The organism is Gordonia abscondita, assembly GCF_032711245.1.
Taxonomy (GTDB): domain Bacteria; phylum Actinomycetota; class Actinomycetes; order Mycobacteriales; family Mycobacteriaceae; genus Gordonia.
In genome coordinates, this window is sequence record NZ_CP128986.1 from 2,661,217 (window position 1) to 2,683,220 (window position 22,004).

At 66.3% G+C, this 22,004-nt stretch carries 20 protein-coding genes; 12 read left to right on the plus strand and 8 right to left on the minus strand.

What is annotated here, in order from left to right:
• Positions 1–24 precede the first annotated feature (24 nt).
• Positions 25–1,086, minus strand: coding sequence for a ferredoxin reductase (locus MP11Mi_RS12570; protein ID WP_420039250.1), 1,062 nt, complete (start codon positions 1,084–1,086; stop codon positions 25–27).
• 194 nt (positions 1,087–1,280) lie between these two features.
• On the opposite strand from MP11Mi_RS12570, the gene MP11Mi_RS12575 reads away from it, so the two are divergent.
• A complete protein-coding gene (locus MP11Mi_RS12575; protein WP_420039251.1) occupies positions 1,281–1,550 on the plus strand; it encodes a response regulator in 270 nt (89 codons plus the stop codon).
• A 40-nt stretch (positions 1,551–1,590) separates the two neighbouring features.
• Here MP11Mi_RS12575 and MP11Mi_RS12580 read toward each other — a convergent pair whose 3' ends face one another.
• Complete coding sequence (locus tag MP11Mi_RS12580) at positions 1,591–2,334, minus strand: CPBP family intramembrane glutamic endopeptidase (RefSeq protein ID WP_420039252.1); 744 nt, start codon at positions 2,332–2,334, stop codon at positions 1,591–1,593.
• A gap of 166 nt (positions 2,335–2,500) precedes the next feature.
• On the opposite strand from MP11Mi_RS12580, the gene nrdF reads away from it, so the two are divergent.
• Positions 2,501–3,502, plus strand: coding sequence for a class 1b ribonucleoside-diphosphate reductase subunit beta (gene nrdF / locus MP11Mi_RS12585; RefSeq protein WP_420039253.1), 1,002 nt, complete (start codon positions 2,501–2,503; stop codon positions 3,500–3,502).
• Between the two features lie 40 nt (positions 3,503–3,542).
• On the opposite strand, the gene MP11Mi_RS12590 is transcribed toward nrdF, so the two are convergent.
• On the minus strand, positions 3,543–4,277 hold the full coding sequence (locus MP11Mi_RS12590; protein ID WP_420039254.1) for a FadR/GntR family transcriptional regulator: 735 nt from the start codon (positions 4,275–4,277) through the stop codon (positions 3,543–3,545).
• A 103-nt stretch (positions 4,278–4,380) separates the two neighbouring features.
• Between MP11Mi_RS12590 and MP11Mi_RS12595 the strand changes: the two genes are divergently transcribed.
• The 3 genes from MP11Mi_RS12595 (at position 4,381) to arr (ending at position 7,406) form a co-directional block, all read left to right on the plus strand.
• The gene (locus MP11Mi_RS12595; RefSeq protein ID WP_420039255.1) at positions 4,381–5,562 is read left to right on the plus strand and encodes an MFS transporter; all 1,182 of its coding nucleotides are present in this window, start codon (positions 4,381–4,383) and stop codon (positions 5,560–5,562) included.
• Positions 5,555–6,907 (plus strand): MFS transporter, encoded by a 1,353-nt coding sequence (locus MP11Mi_RS12600; RefSeq protein WP_420039256.1) that lies wholly within the window; start codon positions 5,555–5,557, stop codon positions 6,905–6,907. The genes MP11Mi_RS12595 and MP11Mi_RS12600 overlap by 8 nt, the downstream gene beginning before the upstream one ends.
• A gap of 91 nt (positions 6,908–6,998) precedes the next feature.
• A complete protein-coding gene (gene arr, locus MP11Mi_RS12605; RefSeq protein WP_420039257.1) occupies positions 6,999–7,406 on the plus strand; it encodes an NAD(+)--rifampin ADP-ribosyltransferase in 408 nt (135 codons plus the stop codon).
• A 53-nt stretch (positions 7,407–7,459) separates the two neighbouring features.
• Here arr and MP11Mi_RS12610 read toward each other — a convergent pair whose 3' ends face one another.
• From MP11Mi_RS12610 to MP11Mi_RS12620, 3 genes are all read right to left on the minus strand, one after another.
• The gene (locus tag MP11Mi_RS12610) at positions 7,460–8,224 is read right to left on the minus strand and encodes an SWIM zinc finger family protein (protein WP_420039258.1); all 765 of its coding nucleotides are present in this window, start codon (positions 8,222–8,224) and stop codon (positions 7,460–7,462) included.
• A complete protein-coding gene (locus tag MP11Mi_RS12615; RefSeq protein ID WP_420039259.1) occupies positions 8,221–11,067 on the minus strand; it encodes a DEAD/DEAH box helicase in 2,847 nt (948 codons plus the stop codon). Before MP11Mi_RS12615 ends, MP11Mi_RS12610 begins: the two co-directional genes overlap by 4 nt.
• Before the next feature lie 70 nt (positions 11,068–11,137).
• The gene (locus MP11Mi_RS12620) at positions 11,138–12,142 is read right to left on the minus strand and encodes an ABC transporter substrate-binding protein (RefSeq protein ID WP_420042088.1); all 1,005 of its coding nucleotides are present in this window, start codon (positions 12,140–12,142) and stop codon (positions 11,138–11,140) included.
• A gap of 249 nt (positions 12,143–12,391) precedes the next feature.
• Between MP11Mi_RS12620 and ctaD the strand changes: the two genes are divergently transcribed.
• The 3 genes from ctaD to MP11Mi_RS12635 all read left to right on the plus strand — a co-directional run bounded on the left by ctaD (position 12,392) and on the right by MP11Mi_RS12635 (position 16,232).
• A complete protein-coding gene (gene ctaD, locus MP11Mi_RS12625) occupies positions 12,392–14,104 on the plus strand; it encodes an aa3-type cytochrome oxidase subunit I (RefSeq protein WP_420039260.1) in 1,713 nt (570 codons plus the stop codon).
• 132 nt (positions 14,105–14,236) lie between these two features.
• Entirely contained in the window at positions 14,237–15,466 is a 1,230-nt protein-coding gene (gene serB / locus MP11Mi_RS12630) for a phosphoserine phosphatase SerB (protein ID WP_420712785.1), read from the plus strand.
• 4 nt (positions 15,467–15,470) lie between these two features.
• Positions 15,471–16,232 (plus strand): peptidyl-tRNA hydrolase, encoded by a 762-nt coding sequence (locus tag MP11Mi_RS12635; RefSeq protein ID WP_420039261.1) that lies wholly within the window; start codon positions 15,471–15,473, stop codon positions 16,230–16,232.
• Between the two features lie 22 nt (positions 16,233–16,254).
• Here MP11Mi_RS12635 and MP11Mi_RS12640 read toward each other — a convergent pair whose 3' ends face one another.
• On the minus strand, positions 16,255–17,295 hold the full coding sequence (locus MP11Mi_RS12640) for an LLM class flavin-dependent oxidoreductase (protein ID WP_420039262.1): 1,041 nt from the start codon (positions 17,293–17,295) through the stop codon (positions 16,255–16,257).
• A gap of 71 nt (positions 17,296–17,366) precedes the next feature.
• Here MP11Mi_RS12640 and MP11Mi_RS12645 point away from each other — a divergent pair, with 71 nt between their 5' ends.
• Both MP11Mi_RS12645 and MP11Mi_RS12650 read left to right on the plus strand, forming a co-directional pair.
• Positions 17,367–18,197 (plus strand): ABC transporter ATP-binding protein, encoded by an 831-nt coding sequence (locus MP11Mi_RS12645; RefSeq protein ID WP_420039263.1) that lies wholly within the window; start codon positions 17,367–17,369, stop codon positions 18,195–18,197.
• 96 nt (positions 18,198–18,293) lie between these two features.
• Complete coding sequence (locus MP11Mi_RS12650) at positions 18,294–19,103, plus strand: NUDIX hydrolase (protein ID WP_420039264.1); 810 nt, start codon at positions 18,294–18,296, stop codon at positions 19,101–19,103.
• A 12-nt stretch (positions 19,104–19,115) separates the two neighbouring features.
• Here MP11Mi_RS12650 and MP11Mi_RS12655 read toward each other — a convergent pair whose 3' ends face one another.
• Positions 19,116–20,141 (minus strand): DNA polymerase domain-containing protein, encoded by a 1,026-nt coding sequence (locus MP11Mi_RS12655; RefSeq protein WP_420039265.1) that lies wholly within the window; start codon positions 20,139–20,141, stop codon positions 19,116–19,118.
• Positions 20,142–20,220: 79 nt separating this feature from the next.
• Here MP11Mi_RS12655 and MP11Mi_RS12660 point away from each other — a divergent pair, with 79 nt between their 5' ends.
• Together MP11Mi_RS12660 and MP11Mi_RS12665 are read left to right on the plus strand one after the other, a co-directional pair.
• A complete protein-coding gene (locus MP11Mi_RS12660) occupies positions 20,221–21,009 on the plus strand; it encodes an enoyl-CoA hydratase-related protein (protein ID WP_420039266.1) in 789 nt (262 codons plus the stop codon).
• A 7-nt stretch (positions 21,010–21,016) separates the two neighbouring features.
• Entirely contained in the window at positions 21,017–21,991 is a 975-nt protein-coding gene (locus MP11Mi_RS12665) for a class I SAM-dependent methyltransferase (protein ID WP_420039267.1), read from the plus strand.
• Positions 21,992–22,004 lie beyond the last annotated feature (13 nt).

Below are 22,004 nucleotides of genomic sequence, written 5' to 3' on the forward strand. Positions count from 1 at the left end.
ATCGTGTCCTATCCTTGTCGGTTTCTAGAGATCGATGGTGACGTCGCCGTCCGGGCAATTCACGCAGGTACGGACCTCCGTACCGGCCCGGGTTACGTTCCCGGTCCGCAGATCACGGACCGTCCCGGACGAGAGCATTCCGGTGCAGGTGTGGCAGATGCCGATCCGGCATCCGAAGGGCATCTCCACTCCGGCGTCTTCACCGGCCTGCAGAATCACCTGATCGCCCGCGCAGTCGGCCCGCGCATCGGACCGGGTGAAGGTGATCGTGCCTCCTTGACCGGTAGTCGAGGTGAGGATGTGCTCGAAGGACTCCAGATGTAGTCGGTCGTCGAGCCCGGCGCCGCCGAAGTGCTCGGTCAGGTCGTCGAGCATCGCTCCCGGTCCGCAAGCGAAAGTGTGCCGTTCGCGCCAGTCGGGGCAGAGCTCATCGAGGTCGGCGGGAGTGATCCGCCCGTCGGTCGCGGTCGACCGAGGCATGAAACGATAGGCCGGATCTGCGCTGGACGCGTCGGAGAGGGCACCGGCGAAGATGGCCTCCTCTGCGGTGCGCGCCGAGTGAAGGTGCACAGTGTCGGGCATGGCGTGAGAGCGTTCGAGCGAGCGGATCATCGCCATCACCGGGGTTACTCCGCTGCCCGCCGTCAGGAATAGCAACCGCTCCGGGACCGGATCGGGCAGAGTGAACTGCCCATCCACTTGTCCCAGGGTGATCAGCGATCCGAGGGCCTGCGGTCCGTGCAGCCAATTGGAGACGACGCCCTCCTGTGTGCGTTTGACCGTGATCGTCACTTGCCCGTCGGGCCGAGAACCATCACTGCTCAGCGAGTAAGCGCGCCAGTGCCGCTTGCCTTCGATGTCGAAACCGATCCGAATGTACTGTCCGGCCTCGTGGCCGCGCCACCGGAAACCCGGGGTGATGTAGACGGTCAGTGCGTCATCGGTCTCGCGATGGATACGTTCGATGCGCCCGCGCAGTTCCGCAGTTGACCACAGGGGGTTGATCAGAGCCAGGTAGTCGTCGATCTTCAGTGGCCAGGTGAAGTAACCGAGCCCTTTCATGGCGAGTCTGGCCGCCGGGGGCATGTCGACTTGTATTCCGTGCTCCGGCATGGGGCCTCACAAATTCTAGGATTGGGCTGGTGGCCTTCACGGTAACCAAGGCCGACGGAACTGAGATACGAATTTCGTAGATTCGTGCTGGTGGTCCGTCATTGACCCGACACAGTTCGCACCGAACCACGGCGTGGGAGAATGCCGGTGGGGCAGTGAAGGTGTTGGTGATCGATGACGACCCGGCGATCGCGGAGACAGTGCGCCGGACGATGGTCTCGCAGGGATGGACCGCCGCCGTGGCCGCCGACGGGATCACCGGGTTGGACGCCGCGAGCGGAGACGACTTCGACGTGATTGTGCTGGACATCATGATGCCCGGCCGCAGCGGCTATGAAGTAGTGCGCGACCTGCGTCGATCAGGCGTATGGACACCGGTGTTGATGCTCGCCAGTGCTCAATCGGCGTCGAGTCTGGGCTCGTCGAGTCGTGGCTAGTTGGTCTGGGCTAGCGGTGATGTCCAGCCGGCCCAGGCTGTCACCCGAGCTTCCACGCGAATGCCGCGGCGACTGCGCCCGCACCGTTCGCCGCCCAGTGCAGCGCGAAGCAGGGCAGCAGACTCCCGGTCTTCACCCGCAACCAGCCGAACACCGCCCCCGAGGCTCCCGTGAACGAGACTGCGCCGAACACCCCGAGCGCCTGCCCGGTGGCTCCGGAGCCGACGACATCGCCGATTCCGTCATTGGCGTCGGACAGACCGAGCGACGACACCACATGCCACAGTCCGAATAGGACTGCCTGCGCGGCGATCGTGATCCCGACGGAATGACGTCGGAGCAGTGCGCCGGTCACGACACCGCGGAACAGGAGTTCTTCGGGGATCACCGTCTGTAGCGGAATCAGGATGAACGCCGAACACAGCGCCCACGGAAGATCGCGGTACGCGGCGTTGTGGAACAGTTCGCGCACCGGCGGGATCGTCAGCGCCACAGCGACGGCGACCACGACGACTACGACGATCACGGCCGCCCAGCGCGCACCCCGGGCCCAAGTGTCCGTCGACAGACCGAGGTCGTCAGCGCGCAGACCCGAGCCGAGGCCGAGACTGACGGCGACGAGCGCGGTGATCGTCACGATCGCCCGAGACCACGTGTAGTGGGTGTAATGCATCACCGTCTCCGCGGCGAACATGGCGACGATCAGCGCGACCAGCAAGTAGTAGTAGCGGACACGACGGCGGACGAGATGTGATCCTGAGCGAGTAGGGGGCACGTGCGTCACGTCGGCTCCCTCGCGTCGTCGCAGAATGAGCCGATTCTATCGGCGTGTTGGCGGCGCCACGCCGATCCACGCGAAGACACACGATGTTGTGCTCCGTTCCGATGTCCGCCCCAAGCGGTAGGGTTGAGCCGTTCTAACGATCACCATTTCTTCAACGCGAGGTGTCATGTCTGAGATCGCCCACAGTCCCGCCGAAGGTGCTCCGGTGAAGCTGGTGAGCCGGGTGTCGGCCATCAACTGGAATCGTGTGACCGACGACAAGGACGCCGAGGTCTGGGACCGTCTGACCGGTAACTTCTGGCTCCCCGAGAAAGTCCCGGTGTCCAACGACATTCCGTCCTGGGGCACGCTCACCGACTACGAGAAGACGCTGACGATGCGTGTCTTCACCGGCCTCACGCTCCTCGACACGATCCAGGGCACCGTCGGAGCCATCGCGCTGATCCCGGATGCGGTCACGCCGCACGAGGAGGCGGTGATGACGAACATCGCCTTCATGGAGTCGGTGCACGCTAAGAGCTATAGCTCGATCTTCTCCACCCTGTGCTCGACCAAGGAGATCGACGAGGCGTTCCGCTGGTCGGAGGAAAATGAGCATCTGCAGCGCAAGGCGCAGATCATCATGGACTACTACCGTGGCGACGATCCGCTCAAGCGCAAGGTCGCGTCGACCCTGCTTGAATCGTTCCTGTTCTACAGCGGCTTCTACCTGCCGATGTACTGGTCTTCGCGTGCCAAGCTGACGAACACCGCGGACATGATCCGCCTGATCATCCGCGACGAGGCAGTTCACGGTTACTACATCGGTTACAAGTACCAGCGGGGACTCGAGACTCAGACGGCCGAGCGTCGCGCCGAACTCAAGGACTACACGTTCGAGCTGCTTTTCGAGCTGTACGACAACGAGACCGACTACACCGAAGCCCTCTACGACGAGGTCGGACTCAGCGAGGACGTCAAGAAGTTCCTGCGCTACAACGCGAACAAGGCGCTGATGAACCTCGGTTACGAGGCGATGTTCCCGAAGGACGAGACAGCGGTGAACCCGGCGATCCTGTCGGCGCTGTCACCGAACGCCGACGAGAACCACGACTTCTTCTCCGGCTCGGGCAGCTCGTACGTCATCGGCAAGGCTGTCAACACCGAAGACGACGACTGGGACTTCTAAGATCCGGAGTTTATCGAAACGACGGGGAGGGTGGTCGCGCTCAGTCAGCTGTCGCGCCGCCCGCCTCCCGCGCCGCCTCGATGACGGGCATGAGGTGTTCATGCGCGAGGCGGCGGGCCTCGTCCGGATCCCGATCGCGGATCGCTTGGACGATCCCACGATGGTCGTCCTGGAACCGCTCCGGTGGCTCCGGGGACGAAGTCTCCCGCATCGTCCTCGTGGTTGCAGCTTCAAGGACTTCGTAAAAGTGACGCAGAATCGGGTTGCTCGACGCGGAAACGATCGCTGCGTGGACGCGGGTGGAAGCGACGGCATCGGAGAGGCCTCCGGCGATCGCGTCGTCCGCATCGCCGATGGCCCGGATGATCGCCTCGATCTGCTCGGAGGTCGCGCGTTCGGCGGCCAGCGCGGCAGCTGTCGTCTCCAGCGCGAGCCGGACCTCGAGGACGGCGGTTTCGCTCTCTCCGGCGAGATAGCGGGAGAGAACGGCATCGAGTTCGACGGTCCCACGGACGAAGGTGCCGTTGCCCTGAATGGTCTCCAGTAGACCGACATGCACGAGGGCTTGGATGGCTTGCCGCAAGGTGGTGCGGCTGATCCCGTACTCGGTGGCGAGTTCTGCCTCGACCGGTAGCTTCGTTCCCACGGGCCAGCGGCCCTCGCTGATGGCATCGCGCAGAATTTCGATCACTTGCGAGACCAGCGGCGAACGTTGCGGCGTCGCTCGGGGGCCGGCTCGGCGCTCGGATCGCGATGCCGTGGGGATACCGTCCATTTCTTTACTCCTTCCGCCATGATGCTAGATTAGCGACAAAGGGATGCTCTTAAGCCCTTAACGTGATTCGCATGGTTGGCTCGGATGGTTGGAGGGTGACGCGGTGGCGAGACTGTTCACCCCGAGCTCGACAGTCGGCGCCTGTGTGGCGATGGTGGCTGTCGGCGGGATGATGGCGGCCTACGGGCCAGTGATCCCCGAGTTGCAGGCGCGCTTCGGGCTATCTGAGGCGGTCGCAGGCAGCGGTCTGGCTGTGCAGTCCATCGGCGCGGTCGTCGGCGTTCTGAGCGCGCAACCGGTATTGCGTCGCTGGGGAAATCGGTTCGCCGTGTCCATCGCCCTCGTGCTCATCTCGTTCGGGGCAGGGCTGATCTGCTTCGCGCCGACCTGGCCTCTCGTGCTGGCCGGCGCGGTTGTCGCCGGATTCGGCTTCGGCGGCTGCGACGCGCTGATCACGCAACTGTTCATCCTCGGACAAGGCTCCCGAGGCCCAGCCCTGGTCAATGTCGCGCACGCCTGCTTCGGTATAGGCACGGTCGCCGCACCCGCCCTGATCGCGACCATCGGGGCCGAACATTATCCTCTGTTGTTCGGCGCCATCGCCGTGGTCGGGGTCGCGGCGCTGACGAGCATGCGTGGGCTCTCGCCCCGTCCGACACCTGCCGACGTCGCGGCAGCGCAGCCGTCCTCGTCCGGCGCGAATCCGCGCGCGACACGCGTCGGGGTCGCGATCGTGGGCGGCCTGCTGGTGCTCTACATCGCCCACTTCGCCGTGCAGTCCGGGATCGGTAACTGGGAGCCCACACGCCTGCTCGATCTCGGTCACAATGCCCACGCTGCCAGCCTGGCCACCTCGGGATTCTGGTTGATGATGGTCGTCGGGCGGTTTCTCGTCGTCCCGCTCGTGCATCGCATTGACCCGTCCGTAATAGTCATCGTCAGCACCGTCGGCATGACCGCGGCGATCACGGTCGCTCTGATCCCCTCGGTCACGATCTGGGCCTACCTCGCAGCGGGCCTATTCATCGGACCGATCTTCCCCAACGGCCTGAACTGGCTTGCCGCAACCAACCGCGCTCAAGGCTCGGCATTCGCTTACGTCATCGCCGGAGCCATGGCCGGAGCCGTGATCTGCCCGCCGCTGATCGGCCTCCTCATCGGGATGAGCGGCACCGGTGTGCTGGCACCCGCACTCATTGTCGCGGCCTCGCTATGCGTGTGCGCTGCACTCGTCGTACGGCGCGCATCAGCCTCCGTTACGCCCGAGGCGGCGACTCGTGGATAGCGTCGACACGGTATGTGCGCCGCCGCGGAAGTTCGGGGCGCTCCGCGACGGCAGGTCAGGGCCGTATATCGTCGGCGGCGCGCTGTCGATGATGGCCGACAACGTCGAGCACGTGCTCGCCTACTGGGTGCTCTGGCAGACCTTCCACTCGCCCTGGCCCGTCGGCTTTCAGATCGTCAGTCATTGGCTTCCGTGCCTGCTGTTCTCGGTGGCTGCCGGTGCGCTAGCAGAGCGCTTCGACCCACGCCGGATCATCCAGATCGCGCAGGCCCTCTTCATGGCCGTGTCGTTCACCTGGGGCGTGATCTTCCTGACCGGCACCCTGGAGCTCTGGCACGCCTGCGTCCTACTCGTGCTGCACGGGCTCGCGGGCTGCCTATGGATGCCCGCCGAGCAGATGATGCTCTACAAGTTCGCCGGCCCAGATCAACTCCCGGGCGCCATCCGCATGAACGCAACATTCCGGTCACTCGCGATGCTCGCCGGACCGGTCGTCGGCTCGGCCCTGCTGCTCGGCTTAGGCCCGCCCGTCGGCATGTTCGTCAGTATGTTGTTCTACCTGCCACTGACCATGTTCCTCTGGTTCGTCCGCATCGACCGGCGCAGCGCAGCCGAGGTGACGCCGAGCGCAGGTCGCGACGCAGCGTTGGCCGCACTGGATCCAGTGCCATCGGTCGAAGCCGCGTATGCGTCGGAGAAGCCGATGACGTTCCTTTCGGCGTTCGCCGTGCTCGGCACGATCCGACAAGACCGACAACTGCTCGGCATGATCCTGCTCTCGGCGCTGAGCGCGGCCACGGTCGGCGCCGTCATCCAGAACGCGATGCCCGAGTTCGCCGAGGACCTCGGCGCAGGATCTGCGGGTCTGGCCTATGGGGCGCTGCTCTTCGCGAACGGTGCAGGCGGTGTGATCGGCGGCTTCCTGCTCGAAGCCACTGGCCGGGTACCGACGACGGCACGCACGGCGGTGATCAGCGCGACGCTGCTCGGCATCAGCACCCTCGTGTTCGCCGTGAGCCCCATCTACGCGGTCACGGTGGTGGCCCTCGTTGTCGGTGGTATCGCCCGCATCACTTCCGAGGCGACGGAGATGAGCATCGTGCAGTTGCGGGCGCCCGACGACCAGCGCGGTCGGGTGATCGGGGCGTACACGATGTTCGGCCCCGGAATGATGACCTTCAGCGGTGTCACCGTGGGGGTTCTCGGCTCGCTCTTCGGTCTGCGCGGATCAGTGCTCCTCGGAGGCATCGTCTTGACTGTCGGCGCGGTGCTGATCGGTATCACCGCACTCCGGCCGGAGCGGGAACAGAACGGGGACAGTCGGGCACCAGGTACCTGGAACTAGGTTCGGTCGGCAAACCATTGCCTGAGACAGGCTGATCGATGGAGGCCGGGGCTTCTGACTCCGATGCCTCGACAGACGTATTCTCGACCAGATGAGTGACGTTCTCGATCCTGGACCGTTCTTCCATGGCACCCGAGCCGAACTGTCCGTCGGCGATCTGCTGACGGCCGGACATCGGTCCAACTATCGGTCCGAGGTCGTCATGAACCACATCTACTTCACGGCAGTCGCCGACGGCGCTGGTCTCGCGGCCGAAATCGCGGCGCTCGAGAACGGCGAACCGCACGTCTACGAGGTGGAGCCGACCGGCTCGTTCGAGAACGATCCGAATGTCACAGACCGCAAGTTTCCAGGCAACCCGACCCGGTCGTATCGCAGCGAAGCACCCCTGGCCGTGGTGCGCGAGGTGACCGACTGGGCACGCCTCACTCCCGACGAACTCCAACTGTGGCGCGATCGGCTCGCGGCGATCCGCGTCGACGCCGAGATCATCAACTGACCGAGGTCGGCGAGGCGGGAGTTACCCCGGGTCGGGCATCCTGCGATTTATTCTCACGTCCGGCGCTTCAACTCGGCGTAGAAGGTGTCCAAATCGTCGAACGCTTCGGCTAACTGCGTCGCGGGAACACCCGACGCGCGCAAGGCCGTGCGAAGTGCTGCCGGCTCCAACTCGGTGAGCGCGTGCACGGCGGGAAACGGGGGAGGGGGCGGGAGGACCACGGTGTCGCCGTAGAAGTCTTCGGGGAAAACGTCCCCGGTCGAGGTGTCTGCGGCCGGTGCGTCGTCGGACGCTTCAGCGTCGCCGCCCGCGGCCGCCAGTAACGCAGGCAGATCCGTGCCCATGACCTGTAGCAGGATGGTTGGCCGCCGATCGATCTCGGCGGCCACCTCGAACGCGGTCGCCAATACGTGGATACAACGCGGCGCGTCGTCCGGGCACGTACAGCTCGACTCGACGTCGGCCGACTCCGTCGGCGCGACCAAATTCCCGAGGCCGACGGGCTGTTCGCCGCGCGCCAACGCGAGCAGATCATCGACGTCGCCCGTCGTCCGGAGCAAGCTGACGACGGTGTCCGCGTCGACGGTTCGCGTCCGCAGGATCACGTCGAACGGGTCGAGCTGCGTACCGCGCACCGACGACGTGATCGTCCCGTCGCCGATCACCACCGCGTCGACGTGCCGATCGCGGAAGTAGCGTCGCGCGCCGGTGATATGGCGGTGGTCGGCGCCCGCCTCGACGACGGACACGAAGGCGCGTGACCAGCCGGTGATCCCGTAGCCGCGGACCGGAGCCGCGGTTCGTCTCCGCCCGCTCATTCGCCGACCGCTTCATCGCGCAACGCGAGCAGGTCGAACAAGGCATCGTCGTCCAGGTCCGACAGCCAACTCTCGCCGGTCTTCACCGTCAACTGAGACAGTTCCCGTTTGGCTGTCACCATCTCGTCGATCCGCTCCTCGAGTGTTCCGACGCAGACGAACTTGCGAACCTGCACGTTGCGCGTCTGACCGATCCGGTACGCGCGGTCGGTCGCCTGGTCCTCCACCGCCGGATTCCACCACCGGTCGGCGTGGATGACGTGATTGGCGGCGACAAGGTTCAAGCCCGTCCCGCCGGCCTTCAACGTGGCGATCAGCACGGGCGGACCGTCGTCGCCCTGGAATCGTTCGACCATCTGGTCACGGTCGGTGCGCGAGCGACCACCGTGCAGCACCGGCACGTCGACACCGAGGACCGGCGACAGCCACTCGCTGAGCAGATCGGCGAACACCGCGAACTGGGTGAACACGAGTGCCTTGTCGCCCTCGGCGATCAACGTGGTCAGGATGTCGATCAGCAACTCGACCTTCCCCGAGCGGTGTCGACGTCTACGCAACAGCGGTGACCCGTCACCGAGGTAATGGGCGGGATGGTTGCAGATCTGCTTGAGTCGGGTGAGTGCTGCGAGAACGTTGCGGCGTCGTTCGCCCACTGGGTTGCGCTCGGCGAGTGCTTCGTGGAGTTCGTTGAGAACAGCCTGATAGAGGCTGGCCTGCTCAGTTGTCAGGTTGGTCCGCACGATGAGTTCGGACTTGTCCGGCAGGTCCGGAGCGACATCCGGATCGGTTTTGGTGCGGCGAAGGATGAACGGGCCGGTGAGAGTGTTCAGACGGCGGAGCGCGTTCTGGTCGCGGTCCCGTTCGATGGGTTCGGCGAATCGCGAACGGAACGTCGACGCCGTCCCGAGCAGGCCTGGGTTGACGAGGTCGACGACCGCGCGAAGATCCTCCAGACGGTTCTCCACCGGTGTACCCGTCAATGCGATACGGAGACGAGAAGGTATGGCGCGCAACGCTTTCGCCGCTGCGGTGTTCACATTCTTCACATGCTGCGCCTCGTCTACGACGAGTTCGCCCCACTCCAGGGCAGCGAGTTCGGCGCGGTCTCGGGCGAGCGTGGCGAACGTCGTCAGCACGACGTCGACTTCGCCGATTCCGATTGCCTCGATCGAGCGTCCGGTCCCGTGGTGCACGACGACGCGCAATTCGGGCGCGAATGTCGCCAGCTCGCGATGCCAGTTGCCGATCACCGACATCGGGCACACCACGAGGGCCGGTGGCCGGGTCTCATCAGCTGCCCGCATCGTCGTCAGCAACGCGATGACCTGCACCGTCTTGCCCAGGCCCATATCGTCGGCGAGCACGGCTCCCGCGCCGAGCGATCCGAGAGTGTGCATCCAGTCGAGTCCGCGCTGCTGGTACGGGCGCAGCGTCGCGTGCAGGGCCGCTGGCGCGACCACCGGTTCGGGAACGATCGGTCCGCCCCGCGCGACGTCGTCGAGCCAACCGAGGCCGTGCACCGAGGAGACTGGCACCGGCAGCTTATCCATCGGGTCGGCGACAAGATCCAACAGTTGCGCCATCGTGGGCTTCGCATCCGGATCTGCGATAGCGCGCTGGGCGGCGAGGAACGACGCCGCGCGGTGCAGCGCAGCACCTTCCGCGCGCAGCCAGCGTCCCCGCACCTTCACCAGATTCCCGTGCTGCTGGGCGAGTTCGTCAAGGTCGGACTGGGACAGTTCCGGCGAATCCGGGGCGTCGCCGAGGGCCAGTCGCCACTCGAAATCGGAGATCTCGTCGAGTCCGACGTACCCGGGGCGCGCTCCGCCGTCGGGGATCGCGGTCGCGGAGCGTAGGGACAGGCTCGGCGACACCGAGGCGATCGTGCGGGGGAGCAACACGGTGATGCCGGCTTGTGAGATCGACTCGGCTCCGTGTGTGAACAACTCGTCGACCGTTCCGGTGTCGAGGAGGAAGTCGAGTGAATGCGGGTCGGTGTCGGCGACGGCGAGCAGGCCGAACGAGCGGACCGCTGTCGCCAGGTCGCCGGTGATTGACTCGAGTTCGTGCGGGTCGATCCGGTGCGGCGCGACGGGCACAATGTCGCCGGTCGAGGTGTGGCGGCAGACCTCGAGGCGCCACCGCGTCTGTGTGTGCGGTACGGCTTCGTCCGGTGGTTCGTGCAAGCGCAGCACGAGCGACGCCGATTCTGGGCCGACAGTCGCCAACCAGTCGGTCCATGCGCTGCGCGCGCCAGGCAGATCGGCGATAGGCGACGGCGCGGGCGCGGCGAGCCCGGCGATCAACGGAACTCGGGAACCCACCCGGTCACCGATCCGGCGCCTGATCTCATGGTCGAGCAGCTCGTTCGCGAAATCGGTGATCGCCGCCGATCCGCCGTTGTCGGCGATCGAGCGGGGCGCGCTGCCATGCGCCACGTGCATCCAGGCGCGCCACGCGCTCGTCGGCATCGGCAGCCAGCGCACTTCGGTGAGCCCGGCCACGTCGACCGTCCCGGGAGCGACCGCGCCCGCGTCGATCACCGCGCGGACCCCGGCGAGAAGGTAGCGGTAGAACGCGATGTCCCCGCCCGGGCGGTCGTGCTCGAAACGGTCGAGGAGTTGCACCGCGGTCGGCACTCCGACAGCGGTCGTGTGCACGTACTCGCGGGAACCGCCTACCGTCCGGAGTTCTACGGGGTGACGGAGCCGGCGTCCGCCGATCAGATCTGCCAGCGTCGACGGGACGTCGGCGACGTCATCTAGGAGTGTCCCGGCCGCAGCGGCAGCGGTCGTTGCCGACCACACCGCGAGGCCGAGGCCGGGACGCCACAAGACGCGCACGGGGGGAGCCTTCACAGACACCGTTGCCTTCACAGTCGTCGTTGTACGCCGAGCTACCGACAAACTGCGGCTAGCTGCTCGCCGAACTGCCGTTCAGCGACTGTTTGAGATCGTTGAGGACCAGCCACCCGGCGGCGAGTCCAGGCTGCCCGTACCAGACCTCGTCGTCCACCGACAGCACCCGCTTCCAGGTCGGGGCGCCCAGATTGAGCCATTCGTCCGACAATAGAACCTCTTCGCCGCGATCGCGTCCCGCGGCGCCGTCGTAGCTGACGTAGATGAGGTCGGCATCGGCGTCTGCCATGTTGCCGTCCGTCATCGGCACCGAGCCGGGAGTGCGCTGCGGCGCGGGCCGGGCCACGCCGGCCAGCGACATGATCTGCGCGCCGAACGGCGACGTGCCCTCGATGAGTGCCTCGTCCGGGGTGAAACGCACAAGCGACACCTGGCTGTGTGAGGCGTCCATCACCTGGCCGACTCGGGCGGCTTCGGCGATGAACTCGTCGACGCGCTGCTTGCCCGCGGCCCGCCGGTTGGTCGCGTCCGCGACCGCCAGCAGCGACGCCTTCCAGTCTCCCGCCGGATCGACGACGACGGTCCGCGCCTTGCCGAGCGCGTCCGTCGCGGTCAACGCGTCGAGCCGCTCCGCGGTGCCGGGCGTCGACAGGACCAGATCGGGCGCCGCTTCGCGGACCGCTTGCGCATCGGGCGTGTCGCCGACGGCGGGAACCGAGGCCAGTTGCGGACCGAGGTATTCCGGCACCGAACCCGGCGCCGCTGTGATCGCTCGGACCTGCGGGCCGAGGCCGAGCGCGCACAGTCCGTCCAACAGTGCCGGATCGGTGACGACGATACGTTTCGCGTCGGTGCGACCCGGGTCGACAGCGGTCGGTGCCAGGCAGGTGCGTGAGTAGTCGCGTCCCGCGCCGACGATGTTGACCTCGGCGAAGCGCGTCGTCGTCGTGGAGATCACCGAACCGTCGGGCGTGCGCAGCACCCCGTCGTCGCTGCCGCACGCGGACAGTCCGACGGCGAGCGTTGCGGTGCACGCCAGCGCGGCGGCGGTCGAGCTCATACGGCCGCGAGCGAGGCGTCGAGGGAATTGATGCACGCGCCCACGCTAGCACCGGTGCGCGGCACGGTGATCGGGCCGCGAACACGTAATACGACAGTTCGTAGGACCCACTCGGAATTGCACCCGGCTCTGGTCTACGATCAGTGATGCAGCGCGCTGTCTTCGGTCGGCGCCACAGCAGTAGACGGACGAAGGTCCAGTGCCGCCGACCAGGATGACCGACGCGACGGTGCTCACGAGGAGGATTCAGTGACCGCGGTAGATCAGCCGACGACCCGGGTGGAGGCCGAGCGCCCCTATCCGGAGCGTTACCAGCCCAAGGGCTCTTTCTTCTACAAGCTCATCACCACTACCGATCACAAGCTGATCGGCCAGATGTACATCGTCACCTGTTTCGCCTTCTTCCTCGTCGGCGGACTGATGGCGCTTCTGATGCGTGGCGAGCTCGCTCATCCGGGACTTCAGTTCCTGTCGAATGAGCAGTTCAACCAGCTGTTCACGATGCACGGCACGGTGATGTTGCTGATGTACGCGACGCCGATCGTCATCGGCTTCGCCAACTTCGTGCTCCCGCTGCAGATCGGTTCGCCCGATGTCGCGTTCCCGCGGCTGAACTCGCTCGGCTACTGGCTGTTCTTGTTCGGCAACCTGACCGTGCTCGGCGGCTTCCTCACCCCGGGTGGCGCGGCCGACTTCGGCTGGACCGCGTACACACCGCTCACCGACATGGTGCACTCGCCGGGCGTCGGCGCCGACCTGTGGATCATGGGTCTGGGTGTCGCCGGTCTGGGCACCATCCTCGGCGCGGTCAACATGATCACCACCGTCGTGTGCCTGCGCGCACCGGGTATGACCATGTTCCGCATGCCGATCTTCACGTGGAACATCCTCGTCACCAGCGTCTTGATCCTGCTGATCTTCCCGCTCCTGACCGCAGCCCTGATGGGCCTCGAAGTGGACCGCCAGTTCGGCGCCCACCTGTACGACCCGGCCAACGGCGGCGTCATCCTGTGGCAGCACCTGTTCTGGTTCTTCGGTCACCCCGAGGTGTACGTCATCGCGATTCCGTTCTTCGGCATCGTGTCCGAGGTGTTCCCGGTGTTCTCGCGTAAGCCGATCTTCGGCTACTCGGGCCTGGTGTACGCGACCCTCGCGATCGCCGCATTGTCGGTCGCCGTGTGGGCGCACCACATGTACGTCACCGGTTCGGTTCTGCTTCCGTTCTTCTCGTTCATGACGTTCCTCATCGCGATTCCGACCGGTGTGAAGTTCTTCAACTGGATCGGAACCATGTGGAAGGGTCGAATAACGTTCGAAACCCCGATGCTGTTCTCGATCGGCTTCATCGTCACGTTCCTCTTCGGTGGCCTGACGGGCGTCCTGCTCGCCGCACCGCCGATCGACTTCCACGTCTCGGACACGTACTTCGTCGTCGCGCACTTCCACTACGTGCTGTTCGGAACCATCGTGTTCGCCACGTATGCGGGCATCTACTTCTGGTTCCCGAAGATGACCGGGCGCATGCTCGACGAGACGCTCGGCAAGTGGCACTTCTGGCTGACGTTCATCGGCTTCCACCTGACGTTCCTGGTGCAGCACTGGCTGGGCAACGAGGGCATGCCGCGTCGTTACGCCGACTATCTTCCGTCGGACGGTTTCACCACATTGAACTTGGTGTCGACGATCGGCGCCCTGGTCCTGGGCATCTCGACGCTGCCGTTCCTGTGGAACGTCTTCAAGAGTTATCGCTACGGCGAGGTAGTCACCGTCGACGACCCGTGGGGCTTCGGCAACTCGCTCGAGTGGGCGACCAGCTGCCCGCCGCCGCGTCACAACTTCACCGAGTTGCCGCGCATCCGGTCTGAGCGCCCGGCGTTCGAACTGCACTACCCGCACATGGTGGAGCGCATGCGCGACGAAGCCCATGTCGGTTGGGGCAGCGAGAAGCATAAGACGCACTGAGTCTGCACTAGACAGACATAACTGCCGTACTGCGGCACGCGACGAGACCCGTCCGAGTTCACTCGGGCGGGTCTCGTCGTCGGTCTGCCGCCCGGTTCGCTCCGACCGCGGTGCAGGCCGCATAATTCAGGGGTGGAAAAAGTGGACTCCAAGCGCACCATCCTCATCACCGTCAGCGGGCCGGACAAGCCGGGCGTGACCTCGTCGTTGATGGGGGCGCTCGCCGGTGTCGGGGTCGACCTCCTCGACGTGGAGCAGGTGGTGATTCACAACCATCTGACGCTCGGCGTCCTCGTGACGACGACCGGGTCGGCGGCTGCCGTCCTCGACGCCGTCGACCTGCCGATGCATTCGCGCGGCATGTCGGTGGAACTGGCGGTGGACGCGACGAGCCATGGGCACCGCCCGTCGTCGCACGCGATCGTCATCTTGGGGCAGCCGGTGTCGGCCGAGTCGTTCCAGGCGGTCGCCGCCGAAGTCGCGGGATGCGGCGGGAACATCGATTCGATTCGCGGAGTCGCCGACTACCCGTTGACGGGGCTGGAGCTTCTGGTGACCGTCGGTGACGACGCGTCGACCGACACCGCACTCCGCGCCGGTCTGGTGACCGTCGCGTCGAGATTTCCGATCGATATCGCCGTCGACCGTGGCGGACTGGCGCGGCGTGCGAAGCGGGTCATCGTATTCGACGTCGACTCGACGCTCATCCAGGGTGAAGTCATCGAGATGCTGGCCGCTGCGGCGGGACGGGAAGCTGAGGTCGCGGCGGTGACCGAGGCCGCAATGCGCGGCGAGCTCGACTTCGCCGAATCCTTGCACGAACGCGTCAAGGCATTGGAGGGGCTCGACGAGTCGGTGATCGACGACGTCGCGTCGCTGCTGCAGTTGACGCCGGGGGCGCGCACCACCATCCGCACTCTCCACCGTCTCGGCTATCACTGCGGTGTGGTGTCGGGCGGATTTCGTCAGGTGATCGACCCGCTCGCCAGAGAACTCGAACTCGACTTCGTCCGCGCGAACACGCTCGAAGTGGTCGACGGCACGCTCACCGGTCGGGTGATCGACGAGATCGTCGACCGGCCGGGTAAAGCGCGGGCACTACGCGCGTTCGCCGACCAGGTCGGTGTGCCGATGGAACAGACGATCGCGGTGGGCGACGGCGCCAACGACATCGACATGTTGGCGGCGGCCGGCTTGGGCATCGCCTTCAACGCGAAGCCTGCACTCCGTGAGGTCGCCGACACGACACTCGACCACCCGTTCCTCGACGCGGTGTTGTTCATGCTCGGTGTGACCCGCGACGAGATCGAGGCCGCCGACATCGAGGACGGCACCCTCCGGCGCGTGCCGCTGGAGTCGTAGGACGGTGTTCGCCGACTCGTACGGGCGGCTCGTCGGATACGTCGGCGGCGGTGACGATCCGGCCGATCCAGCGGACGTCCTCGCGATGCAGGTGGTGCTGCGGATCGAGAAGACGGACCCGCCGAACAAGCACGGGCTACTGGTAGCGGCGGCCCGTGCCGCAGTGCTCGTGTGTCTGGACGCCCGCGGCGAGCACGGCGGGCCGTGGGCTCCAAGCCTCGACGAGTGGAGCGGTGCGCGAATCCGCAAGATCGCGCGGCGTGCGCGCGGAAAGCAATGGCGCGACGTGCAGACTCTGTGGGGAGTGACGGCCGAACATGACGGCTGCCGTGCCCGAGCGTTCGTCCCGGGGCGGGTCGGTGACGTCGACCAACGGATTCGGAAGCTTCAAATCGGCGGCACCGACGTCGACGGCGAGTTGGCAGGCGGCGAGCTATCAGGCGGCGATCGGGCGGATGACGTGGACGGGCTGTGCCTGTGGCTCAACCCCGGACTGGAGATGTCCGTCGGCAAGTCGGCCGCTCAGGTAGGGCACGCATCGATGCTCGGCGTCGAGCTGTTCGCTCTCGATCAGGCGCAGGCCTGGTACGACGCGGGATGCCCGCTGGACGTTCGACGCTCTGACGCCGCGCGCTGGGCGTCGTTGAGCGACGCCGCGGCCGCGGGCACCGCCGCCGCTGTCCGCGACGCCGGTTTCACCGAGGTGGCCCCCGGCTCGATGACCGTGATCGCCGAGCGGATGAGTGTGCAGCCGCTCGCCGGCTGAGACGCTGCCCGCTGGTCGGGGGTTACGGCGTCGGGGCGAGGTGTCCGACGGTGCCGAGGGAGACGCCGCGGTCGACTGCGAGCGGGGCGAGGATCAGCTCGTCGGCTCGGGCGTGGCGCGCGAACGATGCCAATTGGTCGCGGACCTGTGCGGGTGTGCCGACGGCCGCGTAACGCAGCATCTCGTTCACCTGCCCGCCCTGCGGGCTGTCGAGCAGCATCTCGGCTTCGGCATCCGTCAGGTTCCGCCCTCGGTTGAACAGGTGCTTGATCCGGCCGACCTTAGCTTTGTGGAATTCGTCGGCTGCGCGGTCGGCGTCGTCGTCGGCGATCACCGCGGCGGCAGCCATCACGTACGGCTCGGACTGGCTGCCGTCGGGCAGTGCGGCAGGCCGGAAGTCGCGCAGGTAGACGTCGACGGCCTGTTCCAAAGCCTGCGGTGCGAAATGGGACGCGAATGCGTAAGGCAGCCCGACGGCTGCCGCCAGTTGCGCACCGAACAGTGACGACCCGAGGATGTAGAGCGGAACGTTGGTGCCGCTGCCGGGGACCGCCTGGACTCCGTCGACGCCGACACCCGAGAAGTAGCGGAGCAGTTCGACGACGTCGCGGGGGAACTGCTCGGATGCGGCATGCGTGCGACGCAACGCGTGGAGCACAGCTTGGTCGCCGCCGGGTGCACGCCCGAGGCCGAGGTCGATGCGACCGGGGTGCAGTTCGGCGAGGGTGCCGTACTGTTCGGCGATCGCGAGAGGGGAGTGATTGGGGAGCATGACGCCGCCCGCGCCGAGCCGGATGCGCGAGGTGTGCGCGGCGATGTGCGCGATCAGCACGGCGGGAGCGGACGACGCGATGGTCGCCATATTGTGGTGTTCGGCGTACCAGATGCGCTCGTATCCGTGGCCGTCGGCGAACGTCGCGAGTTCGGTCGAGTGTCTCAACGCTTGTGCTACCGGCTCCTCGGAGCCGACCTGTGCCAGGTCGAGGAGGGAGAGGGGAATGGCGGCGAGCGGGGAAGCGGCGAGCGGGGATGAAGAGTCGGTCACGTTCTCGTGCAGCGACATATCCCGCCTGTTTATTCCCAGATCGTGTATCTCCGTCACCGGTCCGATGGTCCATCCGGCACCATGGAGGCGTGACCGAACGCATCGCTGACCCTGACCTGCTGATCGAATTCCACGACGTCTCGCTGGTGCGCGGCGGCAAGACGCTGGTCGGTCCGGTGGACTGGCGGGTGGAGCTCGACGAGCGGTGGGTGATCATCGGGCCGAACGGCGCGGGGAAGACGTCGCTCCTGCGGATGGCGGCGGCGCTCGACCACCCGACGCGCGGTGAGGCGTTCGTCGTCGGTGAACGACTCGGGCGCACCGACGTCCGTGAACTGTCGACCCGCATCGGGCTGGTCAGTTCGGCGTTGGCCGGGCGCGTCCCCGCCGATGAGAAGGTTTCCGACCTCGTGATCTCGGCGGGCTACGCGGTCCTCGGCCGGTGGCGCGAGGAGTACGACCCGGCCGACCGCGCGCAGGCGACGAACACTCTCGAGTCGATGGGCGCCGAGCACCTCGCCGACCGCACATTCGGCACGCTCAGCGAAGGGGAACGCAAGCGGGTGTTGATCGCTCGCGGCCTGATGACCGATCCGGAGCTGCTGCTGCTCGACGAGCCGGCGGCCGGACTCGACCTAGGCGGCCGCGAAGAGCTCGTCGATCGGCTTGGTGCGCTCGCCGCCGACCCGGATGCGCCCGCGATGGTGTTGATCACCCACCACGTTGAGGAGATCCCTCCTGGCTTCACCAACGTGCTCATGCTGTCCGAGGGCGGCGTCGTCGCACAGGGGGCGATCGACGAGACGTTGACCGCCGACAACCTGTCCAAGACGTTCCGGCAAAACATCGTCCTCAGTTACGACGACGGGCGTTACTTCGCGCGCCGTGCGCGGCGGGCCGGAGGGCACCGCCGCGCCTGACCTCACACGTCGGTTAGTGTCGATTAACTTTCAATCACGAGAGTGGTGGGCGAGAGTGGTGGGCGAGAGTGGTGGGCGAGAGCAGAGGAGAGCCACGTGTCGGAATCCAGTGAGGTCCCCGTGCGGGACGCGTCCACTGTCGTCCTCGTCCGCGACGGACAGGACGGAATCGAGGTCTTCCTGCAGCGCCGGGTCAAGCAGATGGCGTTCGCGGGTGGCATGACGGTCTTCCCCGGCGGCGGTGTGGATCCTCGGGATTGCGATGCCGTTGTCCAGTGGTCGGGGCCGGACGTCGAGTTTTGGGCCGACGTGTTCTCGACCGACGAGGCGTCGGCGCGTGCTCTCGTGTGTGCTGCGGTCCGCGAGACGTTCGAGGAATGCGGCGTGTTGCTGGCCGGCACTGCGGATGCGGTGCACGACGATCCGGCGTCGTTGTTCGGCGAACGGGCGCGACTGGAGGCCAAGGAGATCTCGCTCAGTGAATTCCTTGACGCGCAGGGGCTCGTCCTGCGTGCGGACCTCCTTCGGCCGCTTGCGCATTGGATCACGCCCAAGAACGAGAGCCGCCGCTACGACACCCGCTTTTTCCTGGCGTCGATGCCTGACGGGCAGGCGGCTGACGGCGACACCAGCGAGGCGGCCGAAGCGAAGTGGATGACGGCGGCTGCGGCGATCGCCGATTGGAACGCGGGGGAGCACTTCCTGCTGCCACCCACCTGGACTCAGTTGCGGGCGATCGCCGGATTCGGCACTGTCGACGATCTGTTGTCCGCCCCGCGCGACATCGCGCCGATCGAGCCGACGATCGGCGACGGAGCGGGCATCGCGGGTCTGCGGTTCGCGGATTCGGGTAGCTATCTCGCCGCACTCGCTGACGGACGCGTGGAGAAGAACGCCTCGAATTAGCGGCTGTTCTTATCAGGCGTCTGCGGTGTCACGATCGTCCCACTCGAGGAGGGTGTCGAGGCGGTAGGCGATGTCGTCGATCGGTTCGTGCAGGTCGCCGAGCCGGCGGAGCCGTTCGGGCACGGTGGCGACGGTGAAGTCGTCCGGTTCGACGTCGTCGATCTCGTCCCACGCGATCGGTGTTGACACCTGCGCGCGAGGTGTCGCGCGCACTGAGTAGGCGGCGGCCATCGTGTGGTCGCGAGCGTTCTGGTTGAAGTCGACGAACACCGACGACGGGTCGCGGTCTTTTCGCCACCAGTTGACGGTGGCCTCGTCCGCGGATCGTCTGGCCACTTCGGCTCCGAATGCGTGGGCGGCGCGTCGTACGTCGGTGAATTCGTAGTCCGGTTCGATGCGGACGTAGATGTGCAGGCCGTGCCCGCCGGAGGTCTTCGGATATCCGGTGATGCCGAGCTCGTCGAGGACCTCGTGGACGAGGTGAGCTACGCGGCGTACGCGCCCGAAGTCGCAGTCGGGCATCGGATCGAGGTCGATACGCCATTCGTCGGGTCGTTCGATACCGGGCGAGCGAAGCGACGGGGATTCGATACCGGGCGAGCGAAGCGACGGGGGTTCGTTACCGGGCGAGCGAAGCGACGGGTCTGCGCGTCGTGAGTTCCAGGGGTGGAATTCGACGGTCGCCATCTGGACGGCCCACAGGACGGCCGCGGGTTCGGTGACGCACAGTTCCTGCACGATCCGTGAGTAGCGCGGGAAGTACACGTCGACGGTCTCGATCCAGTCGGGGGCGCCTGCGGGCAGCTTCTTCTGGTGCACCTTCTTTCCCGTCGTGCCCTTCGGGAACCGGTGAAGCATGCAGGGTCTGCCGCGTAGGGCACGAGTGATCGGCTCGCCTACTGACTGGTAGTAGCGCAGCAGGTCGAGTTTGGTGATCCCGACCTCGGGGAAGTACACCCGGTCGGGGCTGCTGACCCGGACCGTTCTCGTCTGCCCGTCCGGCGCGGGGATGGAAAGCTCGACAGCATCAGCACCCATGACGTAACAGTAGTGCGCTCGAGTCTCGCTCACGAGGACTGATTGCGGCCGGCAGCTTACTTACCGGTAGCCTGCGTTCATGGCTGAGTTCGTGACTCTGGAGACATCGCCGGACCATCCCGGCGTCGGGACGATCCGATTGAACCGTCCGCCGATGAACGCGTTGAACCGTCAAGTGCAGGCCGAGTTGTTGGCGGCTGCCGATGAAGCGTCGGCGCGTGACGACATCAAAGCGGTCGTCGTCTACGGCGGACCGAAGGTGCTCGCCGCGGGCGCCGACATCAAAGAGATGAACGAGATGTCGTTCGCCGACATGTCGAAGGTCGCGGGCAAGCTGCAGGACGGGATCGGTGCCATCGCGACCATCCCGAAGCCGACGGTCGCGGCGATCACCGGATATGCGCTTGGCGGCGGGCTCGAACTCGCGCTCGGCGCGGACCGCCGGATCGCCGGCGATAACGCCAAACTCGGTGTCCCGGAGGTGCTGCTCGGGGTGATTCCCGGTGGCGGCGGGACGCAGCGGCTCGCGCGCCTGATCGGCCCGTCGCGCGCCAAGGATCTGATTTTCAGTGGGCGTTTCGTCGGCGCGGACGAGGCGTTGCAGATCGGTCTCGTCGACCAGGTCGTGGCTCCCGATGACGTTTACGACGCAGCCCTCGCGTGGGCGGACCAGTTCGCGAATGCGGCGTCGGCCGCGCTCGCCGCGGGCAAGGCGGCTGTCGACGCGGGTTTGGACACCGACCTGGCTACCGGCCTCAAGATCGAAGCTCAGCTCTTCTCGTCGTTGTTCGCGACCGACGATCGCACGATCGGCATGGAGTCGTTCGTGGCGAACGGTCCCGGCAAGGCGAAGTTCACCGGAAAGTAGGACGACGATGACCACGATCGACAACAATAACGACCCGGCGCCGAACCCGCACGCCACCGCCGAGCAAGTGCAGGCCGCGCTTACCGACACCAAACTCGCGCAGGTCCTCTACCACGACTGGGAGGCCGAGACTTACGACGAGAAGTGGTCGATCTCGTTCGACGAGCGGTGTATCGACTATGCGCGCGGTCGCCTCGACCTGATCCTGCCCAACGCTGATCTGCCGTATGGGCGCGCGATGGAGCTGGGCTGCGGTACCGGCTTCTTCCTGCTGAACCTCATGCAGTCGGGGGTCGCGGAGAAGGGGTCGGTGACTGACCTGTCCCCGGGCATGGTGAAGGTCGCGCTCCGTAACGCCGAGAACCTCGGGCTTGACGTCGACGGCCGCGTCGCCGACGCGGAGAGCATTCCGTACGAGGACGACACGTTCGACCTCGTCGTCGGCCACGCTGTGCTGCACCACATCCCGGACGTCGAGAAGTCCTTGCGTGAGGTGCTGCGCGTTCTCAAGCCGGGCGGGCGTTTCGTCTTCGCCGGTGAGCCGTCGACGTACGGCGACTTCTATGCGCGTTGGATGAGCAGGGCCACGTGGTGGGCGACGACGAACATCACGAAGTTTGGCCCGCTCAAGTCGTGGCGTCGCCCGCAGGAGGAGCTCGACGAGAGCTCGCGGGCCGCCGCACTCGAAGCGGTCGTCGACATCCACACGTTCTCGCCTGACGACCTGGAGAGGCTCGCGACGGGCGCGGGCGCCGTCGAGGTGCGTTCGGCGAGCGAAGAGCTGGCGGCCGCGATGCTCGGCTGGCCGGTCCGTACTTTCGAAGCCGCGGTGCCGCCGGAGAAGCTCAGTTGGGGTTGGGCCCGGTTCGCGTTCGGCGGCTGGCGGCGCATGACGTGGCTCGACGACAACGTCCTGCGCAAGGTCGTCCCGCCGGAGTTCTTCTACAACGTGCTGATTACCGGAGTGAAGCCGGAGAACTAGCCGTAGGGCAGCG